The organism is Rhodothermales bacterium (assembly GCA_040221055.1).
Lineage (GTDB): Bacteria > Bacteroidota > Rhodothermia > Rhodothermales > UBA10348 > 1-14-0-65-60-17.
In genome coordinates, this window is the sequence record JAVJVN010000012.1 from 267,585 (window position 1) to 293,492 (window position 25,908).

Consider the following 25,908-nt stretch of genomic DNA (forward strand, 5'->3'; position numbering starts at 1 on the left):
TCATTCACGCATTCAGGGCCATCCTTTCGGACGAATCCTGTCTGAATCGTCCACGCGCCGGAATCAGGCACAGCATTCGCATGCACCGAGGATGAACAAACCCGAACGACCGTGAATCAATCTACCCAAATGGACGAGGCCCGCAAGGCGGTCAAGAAGCAGTTGCTTCAGACGCTCATGCAACAGGCCGTTGAAGATCTGGCCTCGGAAAGCGACGACGCCATCAAGGAACAGATACAGTCTGTTTCCATCGATCTCGAACCCCTTCGACTGCGGATAGAGCAGGTCGCACAGGAGCAGGTCCAGCGCGCAACGCGCATTGACGACGCCGTCCTGACCAATATGGTGCACGGCTGCATCGAGAACGTGGATCTGGAGGTCTATCGGAAGGCGGTGGATCACACGGTTGGATCCGTCCTGCATTCCCACATAGAGGACATTGCCCGCTCGGTCGCTGAGGAGCAGTCGGAACGCTTGGTAGCGGCATCTGATGTGGAGTCCCTGGCGACGGCCGCCATGCGTTCGCGGGTGACAACCATCATGAGTGGTCTGGACGTGGATATCCATGCGTTGATGGACGCTGAGGCCGAACGCCGGGTGGATACACAATCAGCGCTGGTCGCCCAGGCAACGGAGGTCGTCCGTGATCTGCTCGTAACCAAGGCCGTCGATGCAGCCATGACCCACCTGGACGAAGATGCCATTCATCAACAGATCCAGGCCGAAGCCAGCCGACGGACCGACCATGCGTCGCCGTTGGTGGAACAGGTGTCAAGCCAACTGCGGGACGCTCTGGTACAAAAGGCCGCCGACGTCGCCATTGCCCGTCTGGATGATGTGGATCAGGTGGCGCGCGAGGCGCGCGAACTGGTGTCATTCGACAATGATGCCATCGTGGCGGCATCCACGCAGCTGCGTGGTCGCATACTTCAGGACATTGCTCGGCGCACGACCAAATCATTCGGGGATGCGGATGATGTGGCCAGCGATGCTGCGGATTGGATTGACGTTGACCAGCCGGAACTGGTGGCCGCGGCCGAACGCGTCCGGGTCATGGCGCTTGGCATGGTCCGTACCAATGTTGAAGAAATGATTGCCCGGACCGACGAAATGGCCGAGGATGCCGGATTGCCGTTCACGGACCAGCACGAATCGGTCCAGGCCGCGGTCCAACTGACCCACGACAGGATTGTTCAGTCCGTGTCCCGCATTGTCAAGGAACGTCTCGCCGACACCAAACAGATTGCAGCGGCAGCAGCCGACACCATCCCGGCCGAATCCGATGCCATCCAGCGCATTGTCAAGGCCACCCTGTCCCTGATTGTCGGCGACGTCATCCAGATTACACAGGACCGTCTGAGCCAGGTGGAGAAGCTCTCTTCCGACGCCAGGACTCGCATGCCGGAGCGGCTTTCGGAGGTTCAATCCGCGGCGTCCATCCTCGAGAACATGCTGCTCCAGGAGGTCTCCGAAGAGGCTGTTTCCTATCTGCATGATATTGAACGTACGTGCAATGCGGCCCGTGGGAAAGTGACCGACGAGTCACCCATCATGGTCGCTGCTGCCGCGATGGTGGACAGGCTCCAGCAGGAAGTTGCCGCCGTGGCCGTGAAAGACCTGGCGTCCATCGATGCCCACGCAGACGCTGCGATCTCGTTGGTGCCGTCCGACCATCCGAATTTGAACGCCATTCACCAGGAGGTACAGACCAGGTTGGTGGCACGTGTTACGGAATCAGCGCTCGATGCGATCATGGAAACGGATGTCCAGGAATGGGTCCGCTCCGACGATGCACGGCTCGAGTCCGTAAGGAACGTTCTTCGCGAACGGATCATCGGCCGGATCCTGGCCGATACACTGGGAGGCCTCGGGCAACAGGCCAACCAGTCGTCGGATCTCGAAGAACGTGCACTTTTCCAGGAGGCCATGCATGCCGTGGCCAAGCAACAGACCGGGTGGAAGCCCCTGTCGGACATCTCCGACCATGTCGCAGCACCGGTCGCCGAGCCCGAGCCGGTAGCCACGCCGGTGCCTGAACCCGAGCCCGAGGCTGTAGCCACGCCTGAGCCTGAGCCGACACCGGTCGCCAAGTCATGGGAGGTTTCCGAGATCTTTGCCCGTGCAGGTGACGGCCACGATGTGGTCCTGGATGTACCGGCCTATGAGGACCACATTTATGTCTATGGCATTGTGGATGTGGACGAGCTGCACGATCAGGACCTGGACGGGCTGGAAGGCATTGAGACCGGATCGGATGTATACATCTGTTCCAATGGTGACCTGAGTGCCATCGTTTCTTCCGTGCCGGCGGCCATATACGGCAAGAAACAGCTCGATCAAGGCATGAACGACGCGGCCTGGGTCAAGGAACAGGTACGGCGCCATGCGGCGGTCCTTTCCGCCATAGGCGCTCCACGATCCATCGTGCCCCTCAAGTTCGGCGTGGTCCGTGCTTCGATGGAAGACGTCAAACACTATCTGGACAGTCACAGCACGGTATTCCATGAAACGTTGGGACGGTTGTCCAACAAACAGGAGTTCAGCGTACGGATCCGGGTGGATCTGCACCGCCTGGGTGAACATGTGCTCGAATCCGATGCGCGGATTGATGCCTCCTTGAACGACATGTCCAGCGGTGTGGCCGGTTTCATCCGGGACGAATTGAAGCTCAGGAATCAGGATCCTGACGAGCAGGAAATGGCGACCATCATCCAGAACGTCGTTGGCCAGGCTCATGCACGCTTGCAGGATCTGTCCTCCGAGAGTGTGTTCATGAACGCGCCGCCGGCCGGTCCCAAGGATGTCCAGCGGGTGGTCCTGAATGCCACCTACCTGGTTTCGACGGCCCGGGATGCCGCTTTCGATGCCGAGGTCAATGACATGGCCAACCAGTTCCGCCATTTGGGTTTCGAAATCCAGGTCAGCGGTCCGTGGGCGCCCTATCACTTTGTTCATCTCAACGATGAATCCCAGGAAATCCCTGCCTGAGCATTGCTCGGGGCGGGTTTGTTCAGCACGGGGCGGCGGACGGAAGTCCGCCGCCCCGTGTGTTTGTGTAAGGTATGGATCCATTGTCCGGGGAAATCGTCAACACGCCCACCATGGCCTCATTCCGCACATATATGGCATTGCGCTACCTCCGGGGGGCGGAGGGACAGGCCGAGGGCCGGAAATTCCTTCGCCTGGTCATCCGGATCGCAATCGGAGGAGTGGCCGTCGGCGTGACGACCCTGATTCTGGCACTGGCCGTGGTCCGGGGTTTCAGCGACGAGATCACACGCAAGATCGTGGGATTCGGTGCGCATATCCAGGTGGAAAGCCTGAGGGATGCCCCTCTGGAAGGCGTTGCGGACTTGATGGCGACGGTTTCGGCGCATCCGCAAGTAGCCACCGTGCAGCCGGTCATCCAGGAGTTCGTATTGGTTAGATCGTCCAAGACCCACATTGACGGCGTATCCATCTGGGGCACCACACAGGTTCCGGATTACCTGGATGCCTCCATCATTGAAGGTTCGGCCCGATTGTCCCCGAATGCATCGGGGATTCCCGTGGTCGTTATCGGCGCTCCACTGGCCAGGACGCTCAACGTTCGAACGGGTGATGTCCTTACGGCTTTTTCCGTTCCCTCAACCGGGGAGTCCCGCCCTCCCCGGGTAGCCCAGTTCACGGTGGGGGGGATCTATGAGACCTCGCTGGCGGACTTCGATGCGCTCTACGTATTTGCAGATGCGGAGCGGGTGCGCAATCTGGTCAGCTACGGGTCGGACCAGGTCACGCGCCTTGATGTGCGGGTCCGGGAGGGGGCGGATTTCGAACACGTGGCCAATGATCTCGATACCACGTTGGCATTCCCGGCCATGGCACGTCCCATTTCCGAGATCTACCGGAGTCTGTTTGCATGGGTCGCACTCCAGCAAAGCATCATCCCGCTTGTATTGTCCATCATCGTGTTCGTGGCAGCCGTCAACATCATCGGAACATTGCTCATGCTTATCCTCGAAAAGACGGTTGAAATCGGGGTTCTGGGCAGTATGGGCGCACGCGGCAAGGACCTGACGGGCATCTTCATGCGCGTCGGTCTCGGGATCGGGGCCACGGGTGCCGTAATCGGTTCGCTTCTGGCAATCGTGCTGGCGGTCCTGCAAATCAAGTATGGCATCATTCCGCTTCCGGCCGATGCCTATTACATGAGCAAAGCGCCGATGGCACTTCGTGTGGAAGACTTCGTCGTCGTATCTTTCGTTACCATTGTCCTGTGTACGGCAGCCGCATGGATTCCCGCACGGTATGCTTCGCGGATCCTGCCCATAAACGCCATTCGTTCCAGATAACCGCCTCATTACGTCATGATCAAGCCCGGAGATACGGCTCCAGATTTCACCCTTTACAGCCACGAAAAAGAGCCTTTCCAGTTGTCCGCGCAACGCGGAGTGGTTGTCCTGCTGTTCTTTCCTGGTGCCTTTTCGAGTGTATGCACCACAGAATTGAATGACGTGAACAACGACCTGGCGGGTTTCGGCGATGCAACGGTGGTCGGGATTTCCACGGATTCACCGTTTACATTGAATGCGTTCGCGGAACAGAACGGATTCTCGTTCAGACTCCTGAGTGATCACGATGCCGAGGTGTGTGCCGCGTATGACGTGAAGTACGATCGGGACTTCACGCCCATGCAGCTGGACCGGATTGCCAAACGGGCAGCCTTCGTGGTTGACAGGGACGGCGTTGTGCAACACGTCCAGATCATGGAACATGCGGGTAAGATGCCCGATCTGGATGCCATAAAGCAGAGTATTGCATCCCTGTGAAGGTCCGTGTATTGTACTTCGCACGCGTAAGGGAAGAAGCGGGATTGGATTCCGAGGAGGTTGAAATGGCGGACGGAGCCACGGTGCAGGACCTGTTGGATGCCTTGGCCGTCCGGCATCGGATTGTCCGGATCATGCTGCCGTCGCTTCGAACCGGTGTGAATGATCGCTACGCCGGACGGGGAACCACCCTCCACGATGGCGATGAGATTGCACTGCTGTCACCGGTGAGTGGAGGATGAGTACGCCTGCAGACCTCACGGACATGGATATCCGGGTGGGAGAGACCATCCCCGGAGCGTCGGATGCGGTCGCGTTGTTGGCAGCGCTCGAAGGAGGCGGCATTGCCCTGTTTGCCGGTACGACCCGCCGGTTCACGCGCGGACGGGAGACCGTCCGGCTTTCCTATGAAGCCCACGTGCCGATGGCGATTGCCGAGTGCCGTCGGCTGGGTGCAGAAGCTGCGGAGCGATGGCCTGTACTGAAAGTGGTCCTGTGGCACCGCATTGGTGAGGTACCGGTCGGGGAGACCAGCGTCCTGATCGGGGTTGCAACGGCCCACCGTGCCGAGGCCTTCGAGGCGTGCCGATTCCTGATCGATGCGCTGAAGGAACGCGTGCCGATCTGGAAGAAGGAGCACTTTGCGGATGGCGGAACGGAGTGGGTCGAGACCGGATGGACGGACTCAGCCGGAAGCAAGGGCGGCGTCGATGTTCCGCTCAATCCGGGAGATGGGATCGACTGAGGTATCGGGTTCGAAGACGTTTCCGGTAATGATCTCATACAGCTCGATGTACCGGAGGGCGACTTGCACCCGGAAGTCATCGTCCAGATCCGGCAACTGTTGTCCCGGGAGGCCCTGGAAGTCGTGATCCATCAGCCATTCCCGGACGAACTCCTTCGAAAGCTGTCGTTGCGGTGCATTGCGTTCCAGTAGTGACGCGTACGTATCGGCATGGAAATACCGGGACGAGTCCGGGGTATGGATTTCGTCTATGGCAACAAAGGCACCATCGGGGCGGCGGCCGAATTCGTATTTCGTATCGACCAGGATCAGACCGCGCTCCGCGGCACGTTCCGTCCCGCGGCGGAACAGGGCCATGGCCATATCCTCGAGGGCATCGAACTCCTGCGCCGTGAGGATGCCTGAAGCCAGGATCAGTTCACGGGTCGTGTCCTCATCGTGTCCCTCCACGGCTTTGGTGGCCGGGGTGAGGATGGGGGACGGGAGCGGGCTGTTCTGGACCAGTCCCTCGGGAAGTGGTTTTCCGCACAGCACCCGGTGACCGTCACGGTAGGTCCGCCAGGCATGCCCGGCAAGGTAGCCCCGAACGACGAATTCGACAGGAACGGGTTCGCATCGTACAGCCAGGGATACGTTGGGGTCCGGTATCGAAAGCAGGTGGTTCGGTACGATGTCCGAGGTTTGCTCGAAGAACCAGGCGGCCAGTCGATTCAAGACTTGGCCCTTGAAGGGTATGGTCTGGCGCAGGATGTGATCGAATGCACTGATCCGATCGCTCGTGACCAGGATGAGATGATCTCCAAGGGCGTACGTGTCCCTCACTTTGCCCGCGTAATGGGCTCCGAACCGGGTGAACGAGGTGCCCGGGACGGTATGGTCCAACTGGGCACGGACAAGATCCCTCATGCTGATTTCCTGGATGTTCTTCGGATGTTCAGGGTCGGAGAAACCACGATGGTCCGGGCAGGGCCGGGCTCCAGCCCGGAAATCCGGGCCAACAGGCGTTCTGTAGCAGAAAAGCCGATTCTTTGCATGGATTGATCCACGGACGAGAGCCCAATGTACCTGCTGGTCTTGATGTCATCGTATCCCACCAGAGCCACGTCATCGGGCGCGGAAAGGCCCCGGTCGTTCAATGCGGCCAGGGCTCCGATGGCTTGGACATCCGAACTGGCAAAAACCGCCGTGACGTCCGGCCGCTCGGTCAAGAGCCGCTCCATGGCGTCGTATCCATCCTCTTCGGAAAAACCACCGTGCTTTCCGACATGTCCCATGACGATGAGCGATTCATCCACCGAGCGCCCCTGTTCGCTGAGTGCGGCACGATACCCTGAAATCCGTTGCCGCTGTAATTCACCATCTCCACTCGCACGGATCATGGCTACGTGCTCGTGCCCTTCCTGCAGCAGATGTTGAACGGCCTGACGGGCACCTGCGGCATCGTCCCATCGGAACCCGTCGAACGCGTCGTGGCCATGTCCGATCAATACGGTCGGGGAGTGCATGGTCATCAGCTCCCTGCGTACGGATTCCGTTATCGGGACACCGCACAAAAGCAGTCCGCGGACCGCGCCACGCTGGAGGAAGTCCACCAGGGCACGTTCGGGATGACTGGATCCGAGATCGCAGATCAACAGGTCCAGTGCATGCTCACGCAGAACCGTACGGATACCCTTCAGCAATTCGTTCTGGAAGGGCGCCGTGAACGAGGGAAGGGCCACGGCCAACGAGTTGTATTCCTGCTGGGCCAATGATCGTGCGGTGCGATCGGGACGGTACTGGAGCTCCTCGATGGCCTGCTCGACCCGTGCCCGTGTGGGCTCGGCCACCTCCGGAGACTGGTTCAGCACACGGGATACCGTGGAAATGGCCACTCCGGCACGTTCCGCTACATCGTAAATCGTGATTCTGGTCTTTTCTCTGCTCATGGATGGGAAGATACCTCAAGCGGGCAACATGCGACGCTGGAGAGTTCGAAGAAATGACGATCAGCGAACCTGTGGCCCCATGCGACGTGCCATGTCCATGGCACACACAGAAATGTCGGTTCCGGTTGACGGTATGACGTGTACCGCGTGCGCGTTGCGCATAGAGCGCAAGTTGGGCAAGGCGGATGGCGTGGACCGGGCCGTGGTGAATTACGCCACGGAAGAGGCCGTGGTGCGGGGAAGTGACCTCAATCTGCGTGACGTGGTGGACGTCATCGAGCGCACCGGATATGCCGTTCGGACATCTCTTGCCGAGGCGGTTTTTGATCAGGAGGACGTAGCGTCCAAGGCAAGGGAACACTTGCTGTCGACGAACGGAGTCGTCAAGGTCCAAGCAACGACCGTGGGCGATGCAGCCGGTCTGGTCATCCACTACATTCCGGGTATGCTCCCCGGACGGGACCTGCAAGAGATCCTGGACGGGTACGACAGTTCCTCGTCCGTTCCGGCCGGCGCGTCGGAGGAAGGGCGGAAGAGTGCCCGTCAAGGAAAATTACGCAGCCGGTTGATCGTGGCCGCGGTATTGTCCGTGCCTCTTGCGGTTCTTGCCATGAGTCACGGCGCCTGGCACATCCCCGGAGATGCCTGGATCCAGTTCCTGCTGGCCACTCCGGTCGTTTTCTGGGCGGGTTTGCCCTTCTTCAGAGGGGCGTGGACGGCATTGCGGCACGGCGCAACCGACATGAACTCGCTCGTGGCGCTCGGTGTCGGTGCGGCGTGGTTGTACTCCACAGCCGCCCTGCTGGTACCGGGGTTTTTCCCTGAAACCGCCCATCCTGACGTGTATTTCGAGGCGGCGGCAGTCATCGTGACCCTCATCCTGCTGGGACGATGGTTGGAGGAACGGGCCAAAGGAAAGACAGGAGCGGCCGTCCGTCACCTCATGGAGTTGCAGCCGGATCGCGTCCGGCGAGTGGATGCCGCAGGCGATGTATGGGTGGATGGAGCCGACATCGTCCTGGCCGATCGCGTGCGGGTCCTGCCCGGAGAGCGGATACCGGTGGATGCACGGATCATTGAAGGGTCATCCCATGTCGATGAGAGCATGCTGACCGGGGAGGCCCATCCTGTGACCCGGAGCGTCGGAGATCGCGTAACGGCAGGTACGCTGAATGGAAACGGCCCATTGTTGCTGGAAGTCATCCGGACGGGATCCAACACCCTGTTGGGACAAATCGTGGACCGCGTTCAGAAAGCCCAGGCCTCCAAGGCGCCCATCCAACACCTGGCCGACCGGATTGCTGCGATATTCGTTCCGGTGGTCATGGTCATCTCGGCCATCACGGCCGTGGTATGGTACGTCGCCGGTCCCGAGCCGGCCTTCAACCATGCCCTTCTGCGAGCAGTGACCGTATTGATTATTGCCTGTCCATGTGCGCTGGGACTGGCCACACCGACAGCCATCGTGGTGGCGACCGGACGATCGGCCGCACGCGGTATCCTCATCCGGGATGCAGCCGCCCTGCAACGCGCCGAAAGCGTATCCGTGGTCGCCATGGACAAGACGGGCACCATTACCGAAGGCCGTCCGCGTGTGACCGGTATAACCGGAGTGGAAGACGGCACTGCCGTGGAGGAGGCACAGGCACGGACGATGACCCTGGCCGCTGCGCTCGAGGCCCACTCCGAGCATCCCCTGGCGTCAGCCGTCAATGCCGAGGCCAAGCGAACGGGACTGCATGTCCCAATGGCGTCGGAGGTGGCGTCCGTGACCGGCCGAGGCATGATTGGAACGGTTAACGGCCAGCAGGTACGCGTCGGAAGCAGATCCTTCCTGAACGAGGCCGGAATTGCTGTACCGGAAGTCAATCCGGAGCACGCTGCATCGGCCGAAATCCATGTGTCCCGGGACCGTGAATGGGTCGGAGCCATTCATGTCAGTGATCGCATCCGTGATGATGCCGCAGCCACCATCCGTGCACTCCGGCAGCGTGGCATCCGGGTGGTCATGCTGACGGGCGATCATGAAGCAAGCGCACAAGCGACTGCGGTGATCGCCGGGGTGGATGACGTTGAATCCGGGTTGTTGCCGGGTGGCAAAGCCGATGCCATACAACGCCTCCAGGCCGAAGGATACGTGGTCGCCATGGTGGGAGATGGAATCAACGATGCTCCCGCATTGGCTCAGGCCGATATCGGGATTTCCGTGCGGAGTGGCACGGACATTGCCATGGAGGCCAGCGACATCACGCTCATGAGCAATGATCTTGATCGCATTGCCCAGGCGCTGGATCTCTCCCGCCGCACCATGCGCACCATCCGTCAGAACCTGTTCTTTGCGTTCATCTACAATGTCATATTCATTCCTGTGGCCGCCGGGGTACTGTACCCGGGACCAGGATGGTTGCTGAGTCCGATCATGGCATCGGCAGCCATGGCGCTATCCAGCGTATCCGTTGTATCAAACAGTCTCCGCCTGGGACGCTCGTTCCGGTCGGAGGGAACCCCTGAATCATGAAAAAAACCATTGAAATATCCGGAATGAGCTGCGGGCACTGCGTGCACGCCGTCCGGGACGCCTTGTCCGGGCTGGCCTCTGTGCAAGTGGAAGACGTTGCCATCGGGAAAGCGGTCGTTCTCGCCGAACCCTCGGCTACCGACGACGAAATCCGTGCAGCCATCGCGGAGGAGGGCTTTACGGTCACGTCCGTTCACACCGAATAGTCTCAGGTTCGTCCGAGAACGGCCAGCATCTCGGCCGTACGTGTGAACTTGAGGCGCGGACGTCCCTGGGATAGACCGCGTTCACGCTCCATTTCGTCCAGACGAAGCCAATCGGCATAACTGATCCACGGGACCCTGCGTTCGTCCAGCAATGACCGGATGTCGCCGGCAGCGGGATGGAAATGGATGCCGGACCGCCAGTCTTCCAACATGCATTCGGCGGTCTCCACGGCATCGGGCTTGTTGGTCCCGATGACGCCACTGGGGCCTCTCTTTATCCAACCTGCCGCATAGACGCCGTCTACGCGCGCGCCATCGGGCAACACCACGCGTCCCTTGTCGTTGTGGATGACCCCCCAATCGTCCCGGAAAGGAACATCCGGGAGGGCGACCCCCATGTAACCCACAGACCGGAACACCAAGCCGGCCGGCCAGCTTTGGAACTCGTCGGTCGGCACGGCCGAGATTCGACCGCCTCGGCCGGGCTCCAGCCGATTCCGGACGAGTTTGATGGACGATACTCCGCCGTCGTCTCCCGGAATCAGTTCGACCGGTGACAGCAGGAATCGGATTTGGCACTCCCGCTCCGCTCCGGGTCGGGAGCCCCCCACGTAGGATTGGAGCACATCCAGGATGGATGTCGTGGCCCGATCAGGATTGGCTTCGAGCGCAGCCGCTGAATGCGGGTCCAAGGTGACTTCTTCGGCCAGGGTCCGGGCCGATGCCGTCTCCAACTCGCCCATTTCCTTGATCTCTGGCAAGGTGAAGGCCGCTTGCGCCGGACCTCGCCGACCCACCATCATGACTTCGCGGACCCGGCTCTCCGCCAGCGCGTCCAGAGCGTAATCGGCAATGTCGGTCCGGCGGAGCTCATCCACGGTGCGGCACAGGATGCGCGCGACATCCACGGCCACGTTTCCGACGCCGATGACGGCCACCCGCTCCTGCGAAAGATCGAACGTCAGATCCCTGAAGTCCGGATGACCGTTGTACCACGCGACGAACTCCGTAGCAGAGTGGCTGCGCGGGAGATCCTCGCCCGGGATGCCCAGGGAGCGGTCTACCTGGGCTCCGGTACAGAAACACACGAAGTGATAGTGCCGGGCCAGATCGGCGAGTGCGAGATCGCGACCGAATTCCACATTCCCGAAGAACCGGAAACCGTCCCTGGCCGCGGTCTTGTCGAAAACGCGTGTCACGTTCTTGATTTTTTCGTGATCGGGCGCGACGCCAGCCCGCACCAACCCGTGGGGTGTGGGCAACCGATCGAAAAGGTCCACCTCCACGGTAATATCGGATTGTTTGAGCAGGTGCTCGGCGGCATAGAAACCGGCGGGGCCGGCACCTACAATGGCAACGCGGACAGTGGAATCCGTCTGACCCATGACTTTTCGAAGGAATAGTGAACGTGGCAGACCAATGTACTTTCTGTCGTCAGGTCAGGCAAGCAGGAATCCACCATGTGGTCGTAGGGAAACTGCCCACATCACCGTGGGTACGCCATTCGTGAACCATCCTGAACGCATGCATTTCCGTTCGACCTTCCACTGTATGATCCGTATCGGTCCGATGGGATGGATGTGTGGTAGGGTGTTCACCATGGCTTGGGTCCTGGTCCTTCTCGCCGCGCCACCCGGGGCGGCAGCGCAGGACGCGGAACCGTCGTGGACGGTCGGTCACGATACGTTGAAGGTCTCAGGTGTCGGCCCCTTCCTGTTGAAGCCGTGGCTCATAAAGGGCACGTTGCAGTTGCGGGATGCCGGCAGGGACGAGCCCATCCAGGCATCTGGCGTGGACTGGGAGCGCGGCCTGGTTTCGTTCCAGGGACTTGTTGCCGACACGGCTTCGTGGGTGCTGGTCGCCCGGTACCAGTACATCCCGCTGTCTGTGGGCACCGTTCGATCGGCTTGGTCGTCCCAGGCGGGAAGTCCTCCGGACGCCGGGGAACGCGGGAACGTTCATGTGCAGGCATCTGCATCCAGACTGGTTCAGTCCGGGTCCATCACGCGTGGTGTGGTCGCAGGATCCGGACGCGACGCAAGTGTCGAGTCGGCGCTCAAGTTCGAATTGGAAGGGGAGATAGCGCCAGGAGTGCAGGTCACGGCATCCCTTACCGATGAGGATACGCCCATCCTGCCCCAAGGCACGACACGCCGGCTGGACCAATTGGACCGGGTCTTCATCCGGATCGCCTCCCGTCAGGGCATGGTGGACATGGGGGACATCGAGGTACGCTCGGACGCTGGTCAATTCGGCCGTGTCCGCCGCAATTTACAGGGCGTAAAATTCCAGACCGGAAGTCCACGCTCGTTGGCACAGTTCGGGGCGGTCGGAGCGGTCTCCAAGGGGCGTTTCCGGTTCCAGCAACTGGATACCGCGGATGGTGTGCAGGGGCCGTACCGGTTGCGGGGGGATCAAGGGGAGCCGTTCATCCTGGTCGTACCCGGATCGGAACGGGTCTATCTGGATGGCACCCTTCTCGAACGGGGTGAGCTGGCGGATTATACCATGGATTACCACACGGCCGAGATCATGTTCACGGCACGGCATCTCATTGGCAGGGAGACCCGTATCCGGGTTGAGTTCGAGTATTCAGTGAACCAGTTCACCCGTACATTCCTTCTGTCCGATGCCACCGTTCGACTCGGATCCGAAGGCAGGTTGGGGACGGCCGGCGTGACCTGGATCCGGGAAGCGGATGGATCGGCCTTCACCCAGGAACTCGCGTTCACGGCAGCGGACTCATTGGCCGTCATGGAGGCAGGGGATGAACGGGCGGTTCGGTCGGGGGCTCGCGTGGTGGCGTACAATCCGGAAGCCCCGTACACCCAGTACGTTAAGGAAACGGCAGCCGATGGCACGGAGCAATTCCGCGTACTCACGTCAACGCCGGACCCTGGAACGGACGTGTATCGCGTGATCTTCTCCCGGGTGGGTCCCGGAAATGGGAACTATGAGCGGACCGGATTGGCCGTGAACGGTGTCGTATATACGTATGCGGGTCCCGGACAGGGCGAATATGATCCTGTTGTACCCTTGTCCGCGCCGACGGCACAGGACCTCCTGGTCCTGAGGACTACGCTGGATGGCATTCCTGGCGTGCGGGTGTCGGGTGAAGTGGCAACCTCCCGTCGTGACCTGAATACGCTTTCGTCCCTCGACCATGAAGATGATAACGGGCTGGCATGGCGGGTGGACGTGCACTCCCGACGCATGCACATGCGCTCATTCTGGTCCTCCTTCCGCCTGGAATCCTCCCGGCGGAGCGCCCATTTTGCCTCCTTTGCGCGCACCCGGGACGTGGATTTTGCCTACATGTGGAACCTGGACCCGTCCGACCTGCTTGGGAATGCCCTGGTTGGCGTCCCTGAGCACCTTTCGAGTGCTGAGGTGATGGTCGGCCGGGGGGACAGTACGCGACTCGCCGTCGGGTTCGACCGGTTGGATCTGGGTGCCGTCTTCAACGGGAGCTCGGTTTTCGCTGAACTGGGTTCCGTGGAGTCCAATCGACCCGAAATGGCCTTCCGCGCCGAACAGACGGAAACGCATCGCGTGGATCAGGATCTGGAGGGCAGGTGGAGACGGTATTCGACACGTCTGGGGGCACCTGCCGAGTGGCGCATACGGCCGTTCGTCACGTGGAAATCCGAACACCTGGACACGGAAAATGCCCGGCCCATGCTGTCCGCCGCGCCGGATTTCCTTCAATACACGGGTGGACTCACGGCCCGGTCCGGTTCCTGGTCGGGCCAGGTAACCACTACCATCCGCGACGAAACCCGCTGGATACAGGGCCCGTCCGGCGCAGCGGTGTCCTCGGGTTCGGATGCCCGGATCTGGATGGTCCAGACGGGTACGGCGTACCAGGGAAGTCGGGGTCAGTGGACCATGGATGTCGGCAGCCGGAGAACGACGGTGGCGGGCGCCGAAGCAGACCACGCCCTGTTGCTTGGGCTGTCCACGAACACGCGGCTCAACGACCGTATCCGACTGCTTGCGACCTACAATGCCCGGTCGGAGCGGTCGGCCGTGCTGCAGGAGATATTCGTCCGGACCGGCGCAGAGCGCGGCGAATACGTATGGGATGATTTCAATGGGGATGGCATCATCCAGGTGGATGAATTCCTTCCTGAAACCAACCCGTCGGAAGGCGAATATGTCCGGGCATTGTTGCCGGCCGATTCGTTGGAAGCCGTCACCTCTGTACAGGCCCGGGTTCGTCTGGATCGTGAAGTCGGAGGAGGAAGCCTGTTGCGCCGCATGGGACTGTCAAGTACGATAGAGGTCATGGAGAACAGCCGCTCCGCGGACAGGCGAGCCATTTATACTCTGCAGCCGTCGGCCCTGCGGATTCCGGGCGAAACCATCCAGGGGCGGTTGAGGCTGGTCCAACGGGTATCCTTCTTTCCGGCTGCACACATTCTTGGACTGGATCTTCTGGCTCAGGTGGTCCGCTCCCTGAATGGTTTGTCTACCGGCTCCGAATCCCGTACGGCATCGATCGTGCAGGCGTCATTCCGCTATCGGCCCGTCACACACTTGGAATGGGGACTTAGACTGGCGCGTGAGGTGGAGGCGTCTGAAAGCAGTGCCTTTGTCACACGCTCCTATGATATCCTGGGGCGTGAGGTTGAGCCGTCGCTCCGATATCGTTGGCCCGAGGGCTGGACGGTCAAGGCGGCACCTTTGTTGGCGTGGAAACGGGAAAAACGATTCAAGAGTACCGCCCGGGTCCTTCAAATCCCGCTGGAAGTGGTCCGGGAATGGGGGCCGAAGGCCCGTTCCACCGTCCGAATCGAACATGCCAGGAACAACCTGGACGCCGCCCGTGCCGGACTGGTTGCCTGGGAATTGACGGACGGCCGGGGAAGCGGGAGCTCCTGGTTGTGGCGACTGGGTATCCAGGCCGAACTGAACGAATCCCTTACGGCCCGACTGGGATACGACGGCCGAAAACCATCCCGGGGATCGACCATCCATACCGGGAGATTCCAGTTGACCGCGTTTTTCTGAGCCTGTCCATCATGCGCCCGGGTCGGCCCACTCGTCGTACGTTTCGCGTCGGATATCAATGCCCGCGTTGGCCAGCTTGACTTCCAGCCGCTCATATCCACGGTCAAGATGGTACACGCGCTGGACGTGCGTTTCCCCATCCGCGATCATGCCGGCCAAAACGAGACTCACGCTGGCGCGCAGGTCGGTACTCATGACGGACGTGCCCTGGATGTGGTGGCCTCCTTCAATGACCACCTCGTTTCCGACGACAATCGCATTCACGCCCATCCGACGGAGTTCCGGAATGTGTTTGAAACGGTCCGGATAGATGGTCTCCAGCACCTTGGCATTCCCGTTGCTGCGTGCAAGGAGAACGGTCCACTGCGCCTGCAGATCGGTGGGAAAGCCCGGATACACATCGGTGGCCACACTGACGGGCGTCAGCTCGTCCGGAGCCGTGACCGTCATGATGCCGTTGGCGGTTTCGAATGCTGCACCGGTCTGGCCGAAGGCCTGGATGAACGCGCGGCCCAGCTGGTCGGCATTGGCATTGGTCAGGGTAACCGGCTCACCGGGAACGCCGCACATGGCCGCGGCAATCATGAACGTACCCAGTTCAATGCGATCCGGACAATTCGCAAATGACACGCCGCTGAGGGAATTGACCCCCTCGATTTCCAGGGTGCGGGTCCCGACACCCGACATCCTCGCACCCATGCGGGTCAGCATGTCGCAGAAGACCACCACGTCCGGCTCCGTGGCCGCATTCTTGAGCACGGACGACCCGCTCGCGGTCACCGCTCCGAGGATGAAGTTGATGGTGGCACCGACGGAGGATGGATGCAACGTGTAGGATCCGCCGGGAAGGCGACCGCCGGGTGCGGTTGCCACCACATATCCGGCATCCAGGTCGATAGATGCCCCGAGTGCCCGCATCCCCTCAATGTGCAAGTCGACCGGACGCGGTCCCCAGGCGCATCCGCCGGGCAGGGATACCTTGGCTTTCCCCATCCTGCCCAACAACGCGCCGAGCATGTAGAACGACGCCCGCATCCGTTTGACCAGCTCATACGGAGCTTCGGCACGGTTCATGCCTTCAGGGTGGATGGACAGACGATTCTCCGCCGGGGACCAGTCAATGCGGGCACCGGTCACACCCATGACCCGGCTGAACGTCTGGATGTCCTTCAAGTCCGGAATGTGTGCCAATTCCACCGGACCATCGGCCAGCAGCGCTGCGGCCATGAGCGGCAGGGCCGTGTTCTTGGATCCGCTGACGGGAATGGTGCCACGCAGCGGATTGCCGCCTCTGATGACCAATTTTTCCATGATGGGGATGCCGGAGGGTGTTAGGGGATGCAGGATGTCGAGGGTTCGGGTACAGGATCTGTCCTGCTCCGCACGCGTTCGCGTGAGCATGGATGCCATTTACCTGGACCACGCCGCTACGACACCGCTCCGGGACGAGGTGTTCCGCGCCATGCTCCCGTTTCTTCGGGACCATTGGGGGAATGCATCGTCGGTGCATGCGCGGGGTCGCGCTGCCCGTCATGCGGTTGAAACGTCGCGGGAACGGATAGCCGCGATGCTCGGCGTAGAGCCCTCGGAGGTGGTATTCACCAGCGGGGGAACGGAGTCGAACAATACGGTCATCCGGACAGGAGCTGCAGGGATGGTCACGTCCCGGACGGAACACGATGCCGTGTTGGCGCCGGTGGAGCGCCTTTCCCGTTCCGGTACGCACGTCCGCTTTGCCGACCCGGGTGCGGGCGCCCGACTGGATCTGACGGCCCTCGCGGCCCTGGCTCGCCCCGGAGATCTCCTTTCGCTCATGCATGTCAACAATGAAACGGGCGCCCGCAACAGTCTCGACGCGTCCCCGGCGGGGCTTCCAGCAGGGTGCATGGTCCATTCGGATATGGTTCAGAGTGCGGCATGGTACCCGCTGAAGCCACTCGTGGCAGAATGCGATTTTGTCACGCTTTCAGCACACAAACTGGGTGGACCGAAAGGCGCAGGCGTGCTTGTGGCCCGGCGGAACGGCTGGTTTGAACCCTTGGTGGTGGGAGGCGGACAGGAACGCGACCGGCGCTCCGGTACGGAGAACGTGGCTGCCATCGTCGGCATGGCCGAGGCCCTCGACCGTGCGCAAGTGGACGTATCGGGGACCGCGCGGCGCATCGGTGTGCTGAGGGAGGCGTTGTGGAGCGGTCTGTACGCCGAGTTGGGCAACGAGGTGGAGCGCATCACCCCCCATGATCCTGCCCTTTGCGCACCACACATCCTGCAGGTATTGACCTTCGCACAGGATGGTCGGGGCCTGGACGGGGAGATGTTGCTGCTCGGACTCGACATGGCCGGTGTCCAGGTATCGGCAGGTTCGGCATGCAGCAGTGGATCACTGAAGCCGAGTCATGTCCTTGCCGCCCTGGGGATAACCGGCGATAAAGCACGTGGGGTCGTCCGGTTTTCCCTGGGGCACGCAACCACTGCGGAGGAAATCGACCTGGCCGTGGACAGGACAGTCGCGGTCATCCGTCGCATGCAGCGCCAGGCATGACGCGGACGCGATTGGTGATCATCATGGGAAAGGCTTCGGAGCCCGGTCGGGTGAAGACCCGCCTGGTTCCGCCACTTCGCCCGGAAGAAGCCGCACGCCTGAATGGTGCGATGATCCGTGCGACACTGCGCCGGATGGCGGGTCCCGACTGGGACGTCGAGCTTCATCTGGCGGGCAACCCTCGCGTCGGGGACGGTTTGTTGGGCATTCCGGTGATCGCCCAGACGGGACAGGACCTGGGGGAGCGAATGTCGGCCGCCGTGACCCACGGATTCGCTCAGGGGTACTCTGCCGTGGTCCTGATAGGGAGTGACCATCCAACCGTTCCGGTGGCCCATCTGGAAACGGCATTCCGTGCGCTCGAAGCATCGGGTGATATGGTTATCGGGCCTTCGGAAGACGGAGGATACTACCTGCTGGGCATGACACGACTGGTGCCCGACGTATTCGAGGACATGGAATTCTCGGTGGACACGGTGTTCGACGAAACCCTGCGCCGCGTGAAAGGAATCGGGATACCGGTCGTAGTACTGCCGGAGTGGTACGATATCGATCAGGCCCCGGACCTGGCCCGATTGCGGCACGAGCTTGCACGATCCCCGGACGGCGATGCCGAACTGCAGACGGTCCTTGAGGACATCGGCCCCTGAGTGTGTATCTTCACCATCAACAGCCAACAATCCAGTTATTTCATGTCATCGGATCGTCGTCAGTTCGAGATGGGGGCGTTCAAGACGCTCGAGCAGTTCATCATAGAGCGTCAGGAGCAGGTCAGTGAGTCAACGGGTGCCTTCTCGCGCCTGCTGCGCGACATCAGCGTGGCAGCCAAGCTGGTGAACTGGCACATGCGCCGGGCCGGTATTGTCGATGTTTTCGGGGCAACGGGTGAGATCAATGTCCAGGGCGAGACGCAGCAGGTCATGGACTCCCTGGCGCACAAGGAGTTCGTCCGGGCACTGAAACGAGGAGGGGAGTGCTGCCTGATCGGGTCGGAGGAGCACTCGGAGGCCATCCCCATTCGTGCAAATGGAAACAGCGACGGTCAATATATCGTGCTCATGGATCCACTGGACGGCTCATCCAACATCGAGGTGAACGTATCGGTGGGTACGATATTCAGCATCTACCGCCTGTCGGAAGAGTTTCCGGAACCCACGCTGGAAGCCGCTCTGCAGCCGGGCTCGGAACAGGTTGCCGCAGGATACATCGTCTATGGATCGTCCACGATGCTGGTGTACACGACCGGGCACGGGGTCAACGGCTTTACACTCGATCCGGCCATCGGCGAATTCCTCCTCAGCCACCCGGATATAACGACGCCGCGCGACGGCAAGATGTATTCCATCAATGAAGGCAATTACAACTCGTTCGAGGATGGTCTGAAAGCCCACATCAAGTGGATGCAGAACGAAGACGCCGGGCTGGGTCACCCCCTGAGTACGCGATACATTGGATCGTTCGTTGCCGATTTCCATCGGAATCTGTTGATGGGTGGGCTGTACATCTATCCGGCTACGCACAAGAATCCCGATGGCAAGCTGCGTTTGATGTACGAAGCCAATCCTTTGGCTTTCATCGTGGAGCAGGCAGGTGGCGCCGCATCCACCGGTCGCGAACGGATCCTGGACGTGGTACCGAGGAAACTGCATCAGCGGACGCCCCTGTACATCGGCAGTCTGGACATGGTGCGTACGGCCGAGGAATTCCTGTCCGGCAAGCGGACCTACAAGCCTGAATCGCTGGCCAAGTGAGGACCGCGTGTACAGCGCTGGCGCCGGCGTCCCTTTCGAATCTGGGACCGGGCTACGATTGCCTGGGTATGGCCATCGAGGGATGGGGAGATCGCGTGTCAGCGGAGAGGCAGTCTGAGCCGGGGGTCGTGGTCGATCACGCTCCCGACAGCATCTGGACAGGCCCGTCGGCCCCTGACATGAATACCGCAGCCGTGGCTGCCGCACACGTTCTCAATGCCTGTGGCAGCTTGCACGGTGTCCGTTTGACCATCCGGAAGGGCATTCGCGCAGGAACGGGGCTGGGCAGTTCTGCTTCGAGTGCCGTGGCCGGTGCGCTGGCTGCTGCGGGGCTCATGGGCCTGGAATCGGAACATGCGCTGGTCCTTGAAGCCGCCCTGGCCGGTGAAGCCGTGGCATCAGGCGCGCGTCACGGGGACAACGTACTTCCGTGTTTGCTTGGAGGTACGGTATTGTCCCATTCCGACAACCCGTTCGTCTACGAGCGGCTAAATCCCGGCTATGATCTTCATTTCGCGGTGCTGCTTCCGGACGTGGAGGTCACGACCCGTTCTGCACGCTCAGAACTGCCTGCGTCCATTCCGTTGGCTCATGCTGTCCGGCATGCCAGTCGATTGGCCATGCTCGTACAGGCCCTCACCGCCGGGAGCCCGGAATCGTTCGGGAAGGCCATCATGGAGGATGCACTGATCGAGCCGGTTCGTGCGCGGATGCTTCCGTTCTTCGGGACCGTGAAACAGCGGGCATTGTCCGAAGGTGCATTCGGATGCGCCCTTTCCGGTTCCGGCCCGTCCATGTTTGCGGTATGCCGGGATCCTGCCCATGCGGCGGGTGTCGCACAGGCCATGCTCGGCGCCGCCCGGGAAATGGGGGCTGACGGTCATGTACGGGTGTCCCGTCCGGATGAACGTGGCGCACGTCTCGAAGGACCATGATCCGGTATGTATCCACACGGTCAAGCGGGGGAGTGGGCGTGACGTTCCGCGAGGCGCTCCTGCAAGGACTTGCTCCCGATGGCGGTTTGTATCTCCCCACACGCATACCTGAACTGCCGCTCGGGCTCCAGCACGACGATTTCAAAAATACCGCGCGGGAGGTGCTGGGAGTATGGCTGGACGGCGTCCTTGATGGCAACAGGCTCGGGGATCTGATTGAAGATGCGTTCAACTTCCCGGTCCCCCTGATTCCTGTGGCTGAAGAGGAGGGCCCGCTCTTGCTTGAACTGTTCCATGGTCCGACGCTGTCGTTCAAGGATTTTGGCGCCCGGTTCCTCGGGAGGATGCTGGGCGCGCTTGCGGCAGAACCCGTGACCATCCTGGTAGCCACGTCTGGCGATACGGGCAGTGCGGTTGCAGATGGATGTTCAGGTATTCCTGGCGTGCGCGTCGTATTGCTTTTCCCGAAAGGGCAGGTCAGCCCCGTGCAGGAGCGGCAATTGATCATCAAGCGCCCCGGCGTCACCGCCGTCCGGGTCCGCGGTACCTTCGATGACTGTCAACGCCTGGTCAAAGGCGCTTTTTCACATGCCGGTTTGAAGGAGCACAGCCTGACGACAGCCAACTCCATCAACATCGGTCGCCTTCTGCCGCAGATGCTGTACTACATCCATGCGGCACTGGCGTGTGATCGACCGCCCATGTTCTTCGTACCGTCGGGCAATCTGGGAAACCTGACGGCCGGTGTGCTCGCAGCGGTTTCAGGCATGCCAGTCTCCGGATTCGTGGCGGCCCATAACGAGAACGACTTTTTCCCCCGTTGGCTGGACAATCCCTCAGCCGGATTTGCACCGTCCGTACAGACATTGTCCAATGCCATGGACGTCGGTGCGCCTTCCAATTTCGAGCGTTTGGCATCCCTGTTCCGGTCACGCCGCGTACGGGAGACGGTCCGGGGAGCCCGGATTTCAGACGAACGTACCCGGGAAATCATGCGCCATGTCTGGGAAAGGCACGGATACCTGGCCGATCCCCATACGGCCGTCGGACTTGCGGCCGCCCAGGATGCCATACGTTCCGGGAAAGCTGGTCCGGTCGGGACGCCGGCGGTTGTCTTGTCCACGGCCCACCCGGCCAAGTTTCCCGAAATCGTGGAGTCCGCGACGGGTCATGTGCCGGACGAACCTTCCCGGCTGGCCTTGCTGGATGGGGCTGCCATTTGCGTGCACGAAATGGCAGCGGACGACGATGAGCTCGCTGAACTCATTCGGACTGCGGAGTAGTTGGAACGCGGGGACTCCACGGGTTGAACAGCCTTCCAGGGAGTGTCCTATCGGCTGAAGGGGATTTCCATCCGGTTCTCGTTTCCCTTGTTGTCCACGGCCCGAATGGTCAGAACGTGCGAACCGGGTGCCGTGCGCTCATCGAAATGGTGGGTAAACAGGGCGTTTTTGGCGTCGTATTCGAACAGGCGCCACTCCCCGTCAATGCGTCCCTCGAACAGTGCCAGGCCAGACAACGAATCGCGCACGCGCAGGGCCACGTTGCTCCTGCCCCGCATGGACGCCCCGCGCGTGATGTTCAGCGGGCGGATGGAGGGTGCTGTCGTATCGGCCACAATTCCATAAACGCCGAACGAACGCACATTCGCTGCTACGTTCCCTGCCGACCAGCCACCACCGGCAGACGACACATTGCCCTCACCGTCAAAACGCCCGAGAAGGACCTTGGACCGCAGTCGTGGCGGGATGTGGTCGGCTGCAATCCGTACGTTCACGGAACTGTGAATGGGCTCGCCGGAATGGTGGATGCGATGGCGCGCGGACAGCGATTGAGAACCGGGCGGGAGGGCGGCATAGTCCAGTTCAAAAGAGTCATATACGGCGCCTTCCGGAACGCGGACGGCGAGATCGGGCGTCGCTAGGGTGAACGGGAATCGCCAGTCCACCCATCGGTCCTGGTCGACACGCGGAGCGGGCGCAGGCTCCTCATCCAGGCCATGGATGGTGAATACGAGCCGACTGGTGTTTCCGGCCACGTCCTCAACGACGTAGGTCATTTCCGTGAATCCATCCGAGGGGACATTCACCCACCCGTTGTTGTGTGCTTCGTAGAGAGGGAGTCGATTGCCCGGGAGGACGTGGCTACGTTGTACCCAGCGCCGGGACGACTGATATTCGGCATAGTCCACGTGAGCATTCAGAAAACGGGTGTCGGAAAACGAGAATCGCTGGAGTTCCATGTCGAACACCGTTGTCAGGTTGGCATCCAGCCGGATCCGGTACGGACCCAGATGATTGTTCGAGCCGTCATGATAGTCATGGGTCTGGATTCCGAATCCGACAGGGCCGGACGCCTCAATCCGACCTATCCGATCGAAACGGAGACCGGAAGGGGAGGCCACAACATCGATCATGGCGGATTCACCGGGGCCCAGTCGCCGCCATCCACCACTCCGCGTGTCTTCAAGGCGGACCGAACTTCCCGTGCTGGCCGCATAGATCTTCACCCGGAAGATCCGGGGTGCGGTGCTGTCTATCACAGGCAACCCGAACAACATCGGGTTCAGGGGTTCAGCCGTGGCGGCATCGCGGATTTCAAAATGCAGGTGCGGGCCGCCCGAACCACCGGTGTTGCCGGACCACGCAATCAGATCTCCCTGGCGTACCGGAAAACGGTCTTTTTCCGGAAACGTCTGGATATCGAACGATTCATTTCCGTACTGGAGTTCCTTTGCGTAGGCCTGTATGTCATCCGAGAACCGGTCCAGATGGGCATATACGGTCTGATACCCGTTTGGATGATTGACGTACAACGCGTTTCCATAGCCGGTCGGGCTTACGTTTATGCGGGACACCCATCCGTCTGCGGAGGCGCGGACGCGGTGTCCTGTTCGCCCCTCGGTCTTGATGTCGAGACCGGCGTGGAAATGATTGCTGCGCATTTCGGCGAACCCGCCGGAAAGCAGCAGTGGAATTTCCAGCGGTGATTGAAAATAATCCTTGGGAAACGGATCCGTATGAGCGCTGCCCGATAGAACGAGCACTGCCACGGCCAAAACAGGAAGGAGTCCACGCATAAATTCTGATGGTTATCGAGTCCAAGAATAGTAATCTCTATCTCGTGTTCCTGGGCGCGATCGCTGTATTTGTTCTCGGCGTCACGCTGCTCCAATTGAAGGCGGTGCTCATGCCGTTGGTCATTGCGTTCCTTTTGTCCATCATCTTCAAACCGGCCATCCTGTGGCTTCGAGGCAAGCGGGTTCCCATGCCGATTGCCTTGTTCGGCGTGCTCATCCTCTCGTCTGCCGTGTTGTTCCTCGTAGGGTGGGTCCTGTTCTCCAGCACGCAGTCCTTCCTTGAGGAATTGCCCAAGTATGAGGCCAAGGCCACGGTAATAGCCGCTGACCTCGAAGCCGCGCTGCTCCGTGCTGCATCGCGCTTCGATGTGGACGTGGCTGAATTCCAATGGAGCGATGCGTTCCAGTGGTCGAACGTGACGAATGCAGTCACGACGGGAGTGGGTTCGTTCCTGTCCTTTGTCAGCACCACGTTCCTGGTTTTGCTCTTCATGCTGTTCATCCTGGCGGGCAGTGGGGAGATGGCCGAAAAAGTGCGCGTCGCGTTCCCGCCCATGTACGCGGAGAAAATTGCAGACCTGGTCTCCAACGTGGATGGACAGGTCCGACGGTATCTGGTAACCAAAACCGTCATTAGTCTGGCAACGGGTGTACTGACCTGGTTGGTCCTGTCCCTCCTGGGCGTGGACTTTCCCCTCATATGGGGATTCCTGGCCTTTCTTCTCAATTACATTCCCAACATCGGCAGCACAATCGCCGTCCTGTTTCCGTTCGCCGTGTCGTTGCTGCAATTCGAAACACTGGTCATCCCGTTTGTGGTCATTTTCGGTCTGGGCACGGTCCAGCTTTCGTTGGGCAACGTCGTGGAGCCTCGTGTCATGGGATTCCGCCTGAACTTGAGCCCTCTTCTCATTCTGGTTTCCCTCATCCTCTGGGGATGGCTGTGGGGCCTCTGGGGAATGATTCTGGCCGTTCCCATCACGTCCACGCTCAAGATCCTCTTCGAGAACATGGAGCCGTTGCGGCCCATATCCATCCTGATGAGTGGAAAGGTGGATACGCCGCCGGTGGATCCGAGTACCTGATTGGCCGGCGCGGGGCGTCCGCCGGTGTTGACCGGTGGCTCAACACCCGCCAACATACGTGGCACGGATACGACTACGATCTCCGTAGATCCAGGCCCCAAGCACATCGTCGGGATCACCATTCCCGGACAGGTCAAGGAAATCGGCCCAATCACCCGGAACCAGGCGTCCGGTATCGGTACCGGCTGCGCTTCGACCACCGCGAAGCATCTGCTGGTACAGCCACGTGCCCGATGCAGTGCCTGCCGGAACCTGGAAGGCGTTCCTTCTGCGCGTCTCCAGGCGATTCTGATAGTCCAGGAAGCGGATTTCCTCGGCCGCATCCGTACACACATTGCTATCCGATCCGATCGCGATGGATCCCTTGGATGCCAGGAACGGACGAAGCTGGAAGCGGCCATCGCCCAAGTCCGCTTCGGTCGTCGGACACAGCCCCACAGTGGCTCCACATGAGGCCAGTCGCCGGCGCTCCCCGTCATCCATATGGGTAGCGTGAATCATGCACCAATGGACGTCGGGCTTGAAGCGGTCCAACAAGAACTGGACCGGTCGCATGCCCAGCGCAATGACACATTCGTTGACCTCACGCATTTGTTCTGCCACATGAATGTGCACCGGAGCGTTTGGATGAGAAGCTGCACGGTGGGCGAGCAGCGTCCGGATGTCATCTTCCGATACAGCGCGGAGAGAGTGGGGAGCATACCCAACCGTCCCGTAGCCGTCAGACACCGCATCGAACAACTCCAGATATGTCGTGGTATCCAGGATGAACGGACGCTGCTCTGGACGCGGCGCACGGGACCCGAACCCGGAGTACCGATACAGCACCGGAAGCAGCACCAATCGAATACCGGCACTGCGGGCCGCAGCCTGGATGGCGCGGGCCATGAGAAGGGGCAGGTCGGCCCCGACATGCGCTCCATGTACATAATGGAACTCGCAAACGGTCGTATATCCCGATCCCCTCATCTCCGTATAAAGCCGCTCGGCAATGCGGAAGAGGGCATCGGGGCGCATTTCACCGGCCGTCCGGTACATGGATTCGCGCCATGACCAGAAGTCGTCATCGGGACCCTGGAATCGACTGGTTCTTCCACGCAAAAGGACCTGGAATGCATGGGAATGGACATTCACGCATCCTGGAACGAGTACATTGCAGTCGTAGCGGCGGGGAAGAACGCTACCGTCATTTTGTTCAATACGGACAATCCGTCCGTCCGCCACATGGATGACGGCGTGTTCAAGCCAACCGTCCGGGGTCAGGGCAAAACGGGCTTGGAACCACGCGTCCGACATGA

General features: G+C 60.8%; 20 protein-coding genes. 14 read left to right on the top strand and 6 right to left on the bottom strand.

All coding sequences use genetic code 11. The features are described from left to right. Positions 1-111 precede the first annotated feature (111 nt). The 5 genes from RIE53_06890 (at position 112) to RIE53_06910 (ending at position 5,553) form a co-directional block, all read left to right on the top strand. On the top strand, positions 112-2,988 hold the full coding sequence (locus tag RIE53_06890) for a GvpL/GvpF family gas vesicle protein (GenBank protein ID MEQ9104408.1): 2,877 nt from the start codon (positions 112-114) through the stop codon (positions 2,986-2,988). 113 nt (positions 2,989-3,101) lie between these two features. Continuing rightward, complete coding sequence (locus RIE53_06895; protein ID MEQ9104409.1) at positions 3,102-4,331, top strand: ABC transporter permease; 1,230 nt, start codon at positions 3,102-3,104, stop codon at positions 4,329-4,331. A 15-nt stretch (positions 4,332-4,346) separates the two neighbouring features. Then, positions 4,347-4,808 carry a peroxiredoxin gene (locus tag RIE53_06900; GenBank protein MEQ9104410.1) on the top strand — a complete coding sequence of 154 codons (462 nt, stop codon included), beginning with the start codon at positions 4,347-4,349 and terminating at the stop codon, positions 4,806-4,808. Continuing rightward, entirely contained in the window at positions 4,805-5,050 is a 246-nt protein-coding gene (locus RIE53_06905) for a MoaD/ThiS family protein (GenBank protein MEQ9104411.1), read from the top strand. Before RIE53_06900 ends, RIE53_06905 begins: the two co-directional genes overlap by 4 nt. Continuing rightward, positions 5,047-5,553, top strand: coding sequence for a molybdenum cofactor biosynthesis protein MoaE (locus RIE53_06910; GenBank protein ID MEQ9104412.1), 507 nt, complete (start codon positions 5,047-5,049; stop codon positions 5,551-5,553). Before RIE53_06905 ends, RIE53_06910 begins: the two co-directional genes overlap by 4 nt. Here the strand turns inward: RIE53_06910 and RIE53_06915 are convergent. Together RIE53_06915 and RIE53_06920 are read right to left on the bottom strand one after the other, a co-directional pair. Continuing rightward, the gene (locus RIE53_06915; protein MEQ9104413.1) at positions 5,494-6,459 is read right to left on the bottom strand and encodes a phosphoribosylaminoimidazolesuccinocarboxamide synthase; all 966 of its coding nucleotides are present in this window, start codon (positions 6,457-6,459) and stop codon (positions 5,494-5,496) included. The two genes, RIE53_06910 and RIE53_06915, sit on opposite strands and share 60 nt — an antisense overlap. Beyond that, a complete protein-coding gene (locus RIE53_06920) occupies positions 6,456-7,481 on the bottom strand; it encodes a LacI family DNA-binding transcriptional regulator (protein ID MEQ9104414.1) in 1,026 nt (341 codons plus the stop codon). The genes RIE53_06915 and RIE53_06920 overlap by 4 nt, the downstream gene beginning before the upstream one ends. Before the next feature lie 97 nt (positions 7,482-7,578). Here RIE53_06920 and RIE53_06925 point away from each other — a divergent pair, with 97 nt between their 5' ends. Continuing rightward, positions 7,579-9,999: a heavy metal translocating P-type ATPase gene (locus tag RIE53_06925; protein ID MEQ9104415.1), complete on the top strand. Its 2,421-nt coding sequence runs from the start codon at positions 7,579-7,581 to the stop codon at positions 9,997-9,999. Further along, positions 9,996-10,205 carry a heavy-metal-associated domain-containing protein gene (locus tag RIE53_06930; GenBank protein ID MEQ9104416.1) on the top strand — a complete coding sequence of 70 codons (210 nt, stop codon included), beginning with the start codon at positions 9,996-9,998 and terminating at the stop codon, positions 10,203-10,205. The genes RIE53_06925 and RIE53_06930 overlap by 4 nt, the downstream gene beginning before the upstream one ends. Positions 10,206-10,207: 2 nt before the next feature. Here the strand turns inward: RIE53_06930 and RIE53_06935 are convergent, their stop codons facing one another. Next, positions 10,208-11,590 carry an FAD-dependent oxidoreductase gene (locus RIE53_06935; protein ID MEQ9104417.1) on the bottom strand — a complete coding sequence of 461 codons (1,383 nt, stop codon included), beginning with the start codon at positions 11,588-11,590 and terminating at the stop codon, positions 10,208-10,210. Positions 11,591-11,804: 214 nt separating this feature from the next. On the opposite strand from RIE53_06935, the gene RIE53_06940 reads away from it, so the two are divergent. Further along, the gene (locus RIE53_06940) at positions 11,805-15,218 is read left to right on the top strand and encodes a hypothetical protein (protein ID MEQ9104418.1); all 3,414 of its coding nucleotides are present in this window, start codon (positions 11,805-11,807) and stop codon (positions 15,216-15,218) included. Between the two features lie 9 nt (positions 15,219-15,227). Here RIE53_06940 and murA read toward each other — a convergent pair whose 3' ends face one another. Further along, the gene (murA, locus tag RIE53_06945) at positions 15,228-16,619 is read right to left on the bottom strand and encodes a UDP-N-acetylglucosamine 1-carboxyvinyltransferase (protein ID MEQ9104419.1); all 1,392 of its coding nucleotides are present in this window, start codon (positions 16,617-16,619) and stop codon (positions 15,228-15,230) included. On the opposite strand from murA, the gene RIE53_06950 reads away from it, so the two are divergent. From RIE53_06950 to thrC, 5 genes are read left to right on the top strand one after another with little or no spacing between them, the layout of a single operon-like run. Further along, positions 16,618-17,760, top strand: a complete 1,143-nt coding sequence (locus RIE53_06950; protein MEQ9104420.1) for a cysteine desulfurase family protein — start codon at positions 16,618-16,620, stop codon at positions 17,758-17,760. The genes murA and RIE53_06950 overlap by 2 nt on opposite strands. Before the next feature lie 23 nt (positions 17,761-17,783). Further along, complete coding sequence (locus tag RIE53_06955) at positions 17,784-18,410, top strand: TIGR04282 family arsenosugar biosynthesis glycosyltransferase (protein MEQ9104421.1); 627 nt, start codon at positions 17,784-17,786, stop codon at positions 18,408-18,410. A 42-nt stretch (positions 18,411-18,452) separates the two neighbouring features. Further along, on the top strand, positions 18,453-19,511 hold the full coding sequence (gene fbp / locus RIE53_06960) for a class 1 fructose-bisphosphatase (GenBank protein MEQ9104422.1): 1,059 nt from the start codon (positions 18,453-18,455) through the stop codon (positions 19,509-19,511). Further along, positions 19,508-20,446, top strand: a complete 939-nt coding sequence (locus tag RIE53_06965) for a homoserine kinase (protein ID MEQ9104423.1) — start codon at positions 19,508-19,510, stop codon at positions 20,444-20,446. The genes fbp and RIE53_06965 overlap by 4 nt, the downstream gene beginning before the upstream one ends. After that, on the top strand, positions 20,443-21,729 hold the full coding sequence (gene thrC / locus RIE53_06970; GenBank protein MEQ9104424.1) for a threonine synthase: 1,287 nt from the start codon (positions 20,443-20,445) through the stop codon (positions 21,727-21,729). The genes RIE53_06965 and thrC overlap by 4 nt, the downstream gene beginning before the upstream one ends. 47 nt (positions 21,730-21,776) lie before the next feature. Here thrC and RIE53_06975 read toward each other — a convergent pair whose 3' ends face one another. Next, on the bottom strand, positions 21,777-23,498 hold the full coding sequence (locus RIE53_06975; protein ID MEQ9104425.1) for a M23 family metallopeptidase: 1,722 nt from the start codon (positions 23,496-23,498) through the stop codon (positions 21,777-21,779). Positions 23,499-23,533: 35 nt separating this feature from the next. On the opposite strand from RIE53_06975, the gene RIE53_06980 reads away from it, so the two are divergent. Continuing rightward, entirely contained in the window at positions 23,534-24,610 is a 1,077-nt protein-coding gene (locus RIE53_06980; protein MEQ9104426.1) for an AI-2E family transporter, read from the top strand. A 39-nt stretch (positions 24,611-24,649) separates the two neighbouring features. On the opposite strand, the gene hutF is transcribed toward RIE53_06980, so the two are convergent. Then, the gene (gene hutF / locus RIE53_06985) at positions 24,650-25,906 is read right to left on the bottom strand and encodes a formimidoylglutamate deiminase (protein MEQ9104427.1); all 1,257 of its coding nucleotides are present in this window, start codon (positions 25,904-25,906) and stop codon (positions 24,650-24,652) included. Positions 25,907-25,908 lie beyond the last annotated feature (2 nt).

What these genes read in the sequence shown, in the direction of transcription:
- hutF (MEQ9104427.1), bottom strand. Translation starts at nt 25,906, where the DNA reads ATGTCGGACGCGTGGTTCCAAGCCCGTTTTGCCCTGACCCCGGACGGT.
- fbp (MEQ9104422.1), top strand. Translation starts at nt 18,453, where the DNA reads ATGTCATCGGATCGTCGTCAGTTCGAGATGGGGGCGTTCAAGACGCTC.
- thrC (MEQ9104424.1), top strand. Translation starts at nt 20,443, where the DNA reads ATGATCCGGTATGTATCCACACGGTCAAGCGGGGGAGTGGGCGTGACG.
- RIE53_06915 (MEQ9104413.1), bottom strand. Translation starts at nt 6,459, where the DNA reads ATGAGGGATCTTGTCCGTGCCCAGTTGGACCATACCGTCCCGGGCACC.
- RIE53_06940 (MEQ9104418.1), top strand. Translation starts at nt 11,805, where the DNA reads ATGGCTTGGGTCCTGGTCCTTCTCGCCGCGCCACCCGGGGCGGCAGCG.
- RIE53_06935 (MEQ9104417.1), bottom strand. Translation starts at nt 11,590, where the DNA reads ATGGGTCAGACGGATTCCACTGTCCGCGTTGCCATTGTAGGTGCCGGC.
- RIE53_06930 (MEQ9104416.1), top strand. Translation starts at nt 9,996, where the DNA reads ATGAAAAAAACCATTGAAATATCCGGAATGAGCTGCGGGCACTGCGTG.
- RIE53_06950 (MEQ9104420.1), top strand. Translation starts at nt 16,618, where the DNA reads ATGGATGCCATTTACCTGGACCACGCCGCTACGACACCGCTCCGGGAC.
- RIE53_06955 (MEQ9104421.1), top strand. Translation starts at nt 17,784, where the DNA reads ATGGGAAAGGCTTCGGAGCCCGGTCGGGTGAAGACCCGCCTGGTTCCG.
- RIE53_06900 (MEQ9104410.1), top strand. Translation starts at nt 4,347, where the DNA reads ATGATCAAGCCCGGAGATACGGCTCCAGATTTCACCCTTTACAGCCAC.
- RIE53_06980 (MEQ9104426.1), top strand. Translation starts at nt 23,534, where the DNA reads ATGGTTATCGAGTCCAAGAATAGTAATCTCTATCTCGTGTTCCTGGGC.
- RIE53_06920 (MEQ9104414.1), bottom strand. Translation starts at nt 7,481, where the DNA reads ATGAGCAGAGAAAAGACCAGAATCACGATTTACGATGTAGCGGAACGT.
- RIE53_06895 (MEQ9104409.1), top strand. Translation starts at nt 3,102, where the DNA reads ATGGCCTCATTCCGCACATATATGGCATTGCGCTACCTCCGGGGGGCG.
- murA (MEQ9104419.1), bottom strand. Translation starts at nt 16,619, where the DNA reads ATGCTCACGCGAACGCGTGCGGAGCAGGACAGATCCTGTACCCGAACC.
- RIE53_06925 (MEQ9104415.1), top strand. Translation starts at nt 7,579, where the DNA reads ATGGCACACACAGAAATGTCGGTTCCGGTTGACGGTATGACGTGTACC.
- RIE53_06910 (MEQ9104412.1), top strand. Translation starts at nt 5,047, where the DNA reads ATGAGTACGCCTGCAGACCTCACGGACATGGATATCCGGGTGGGAGAG.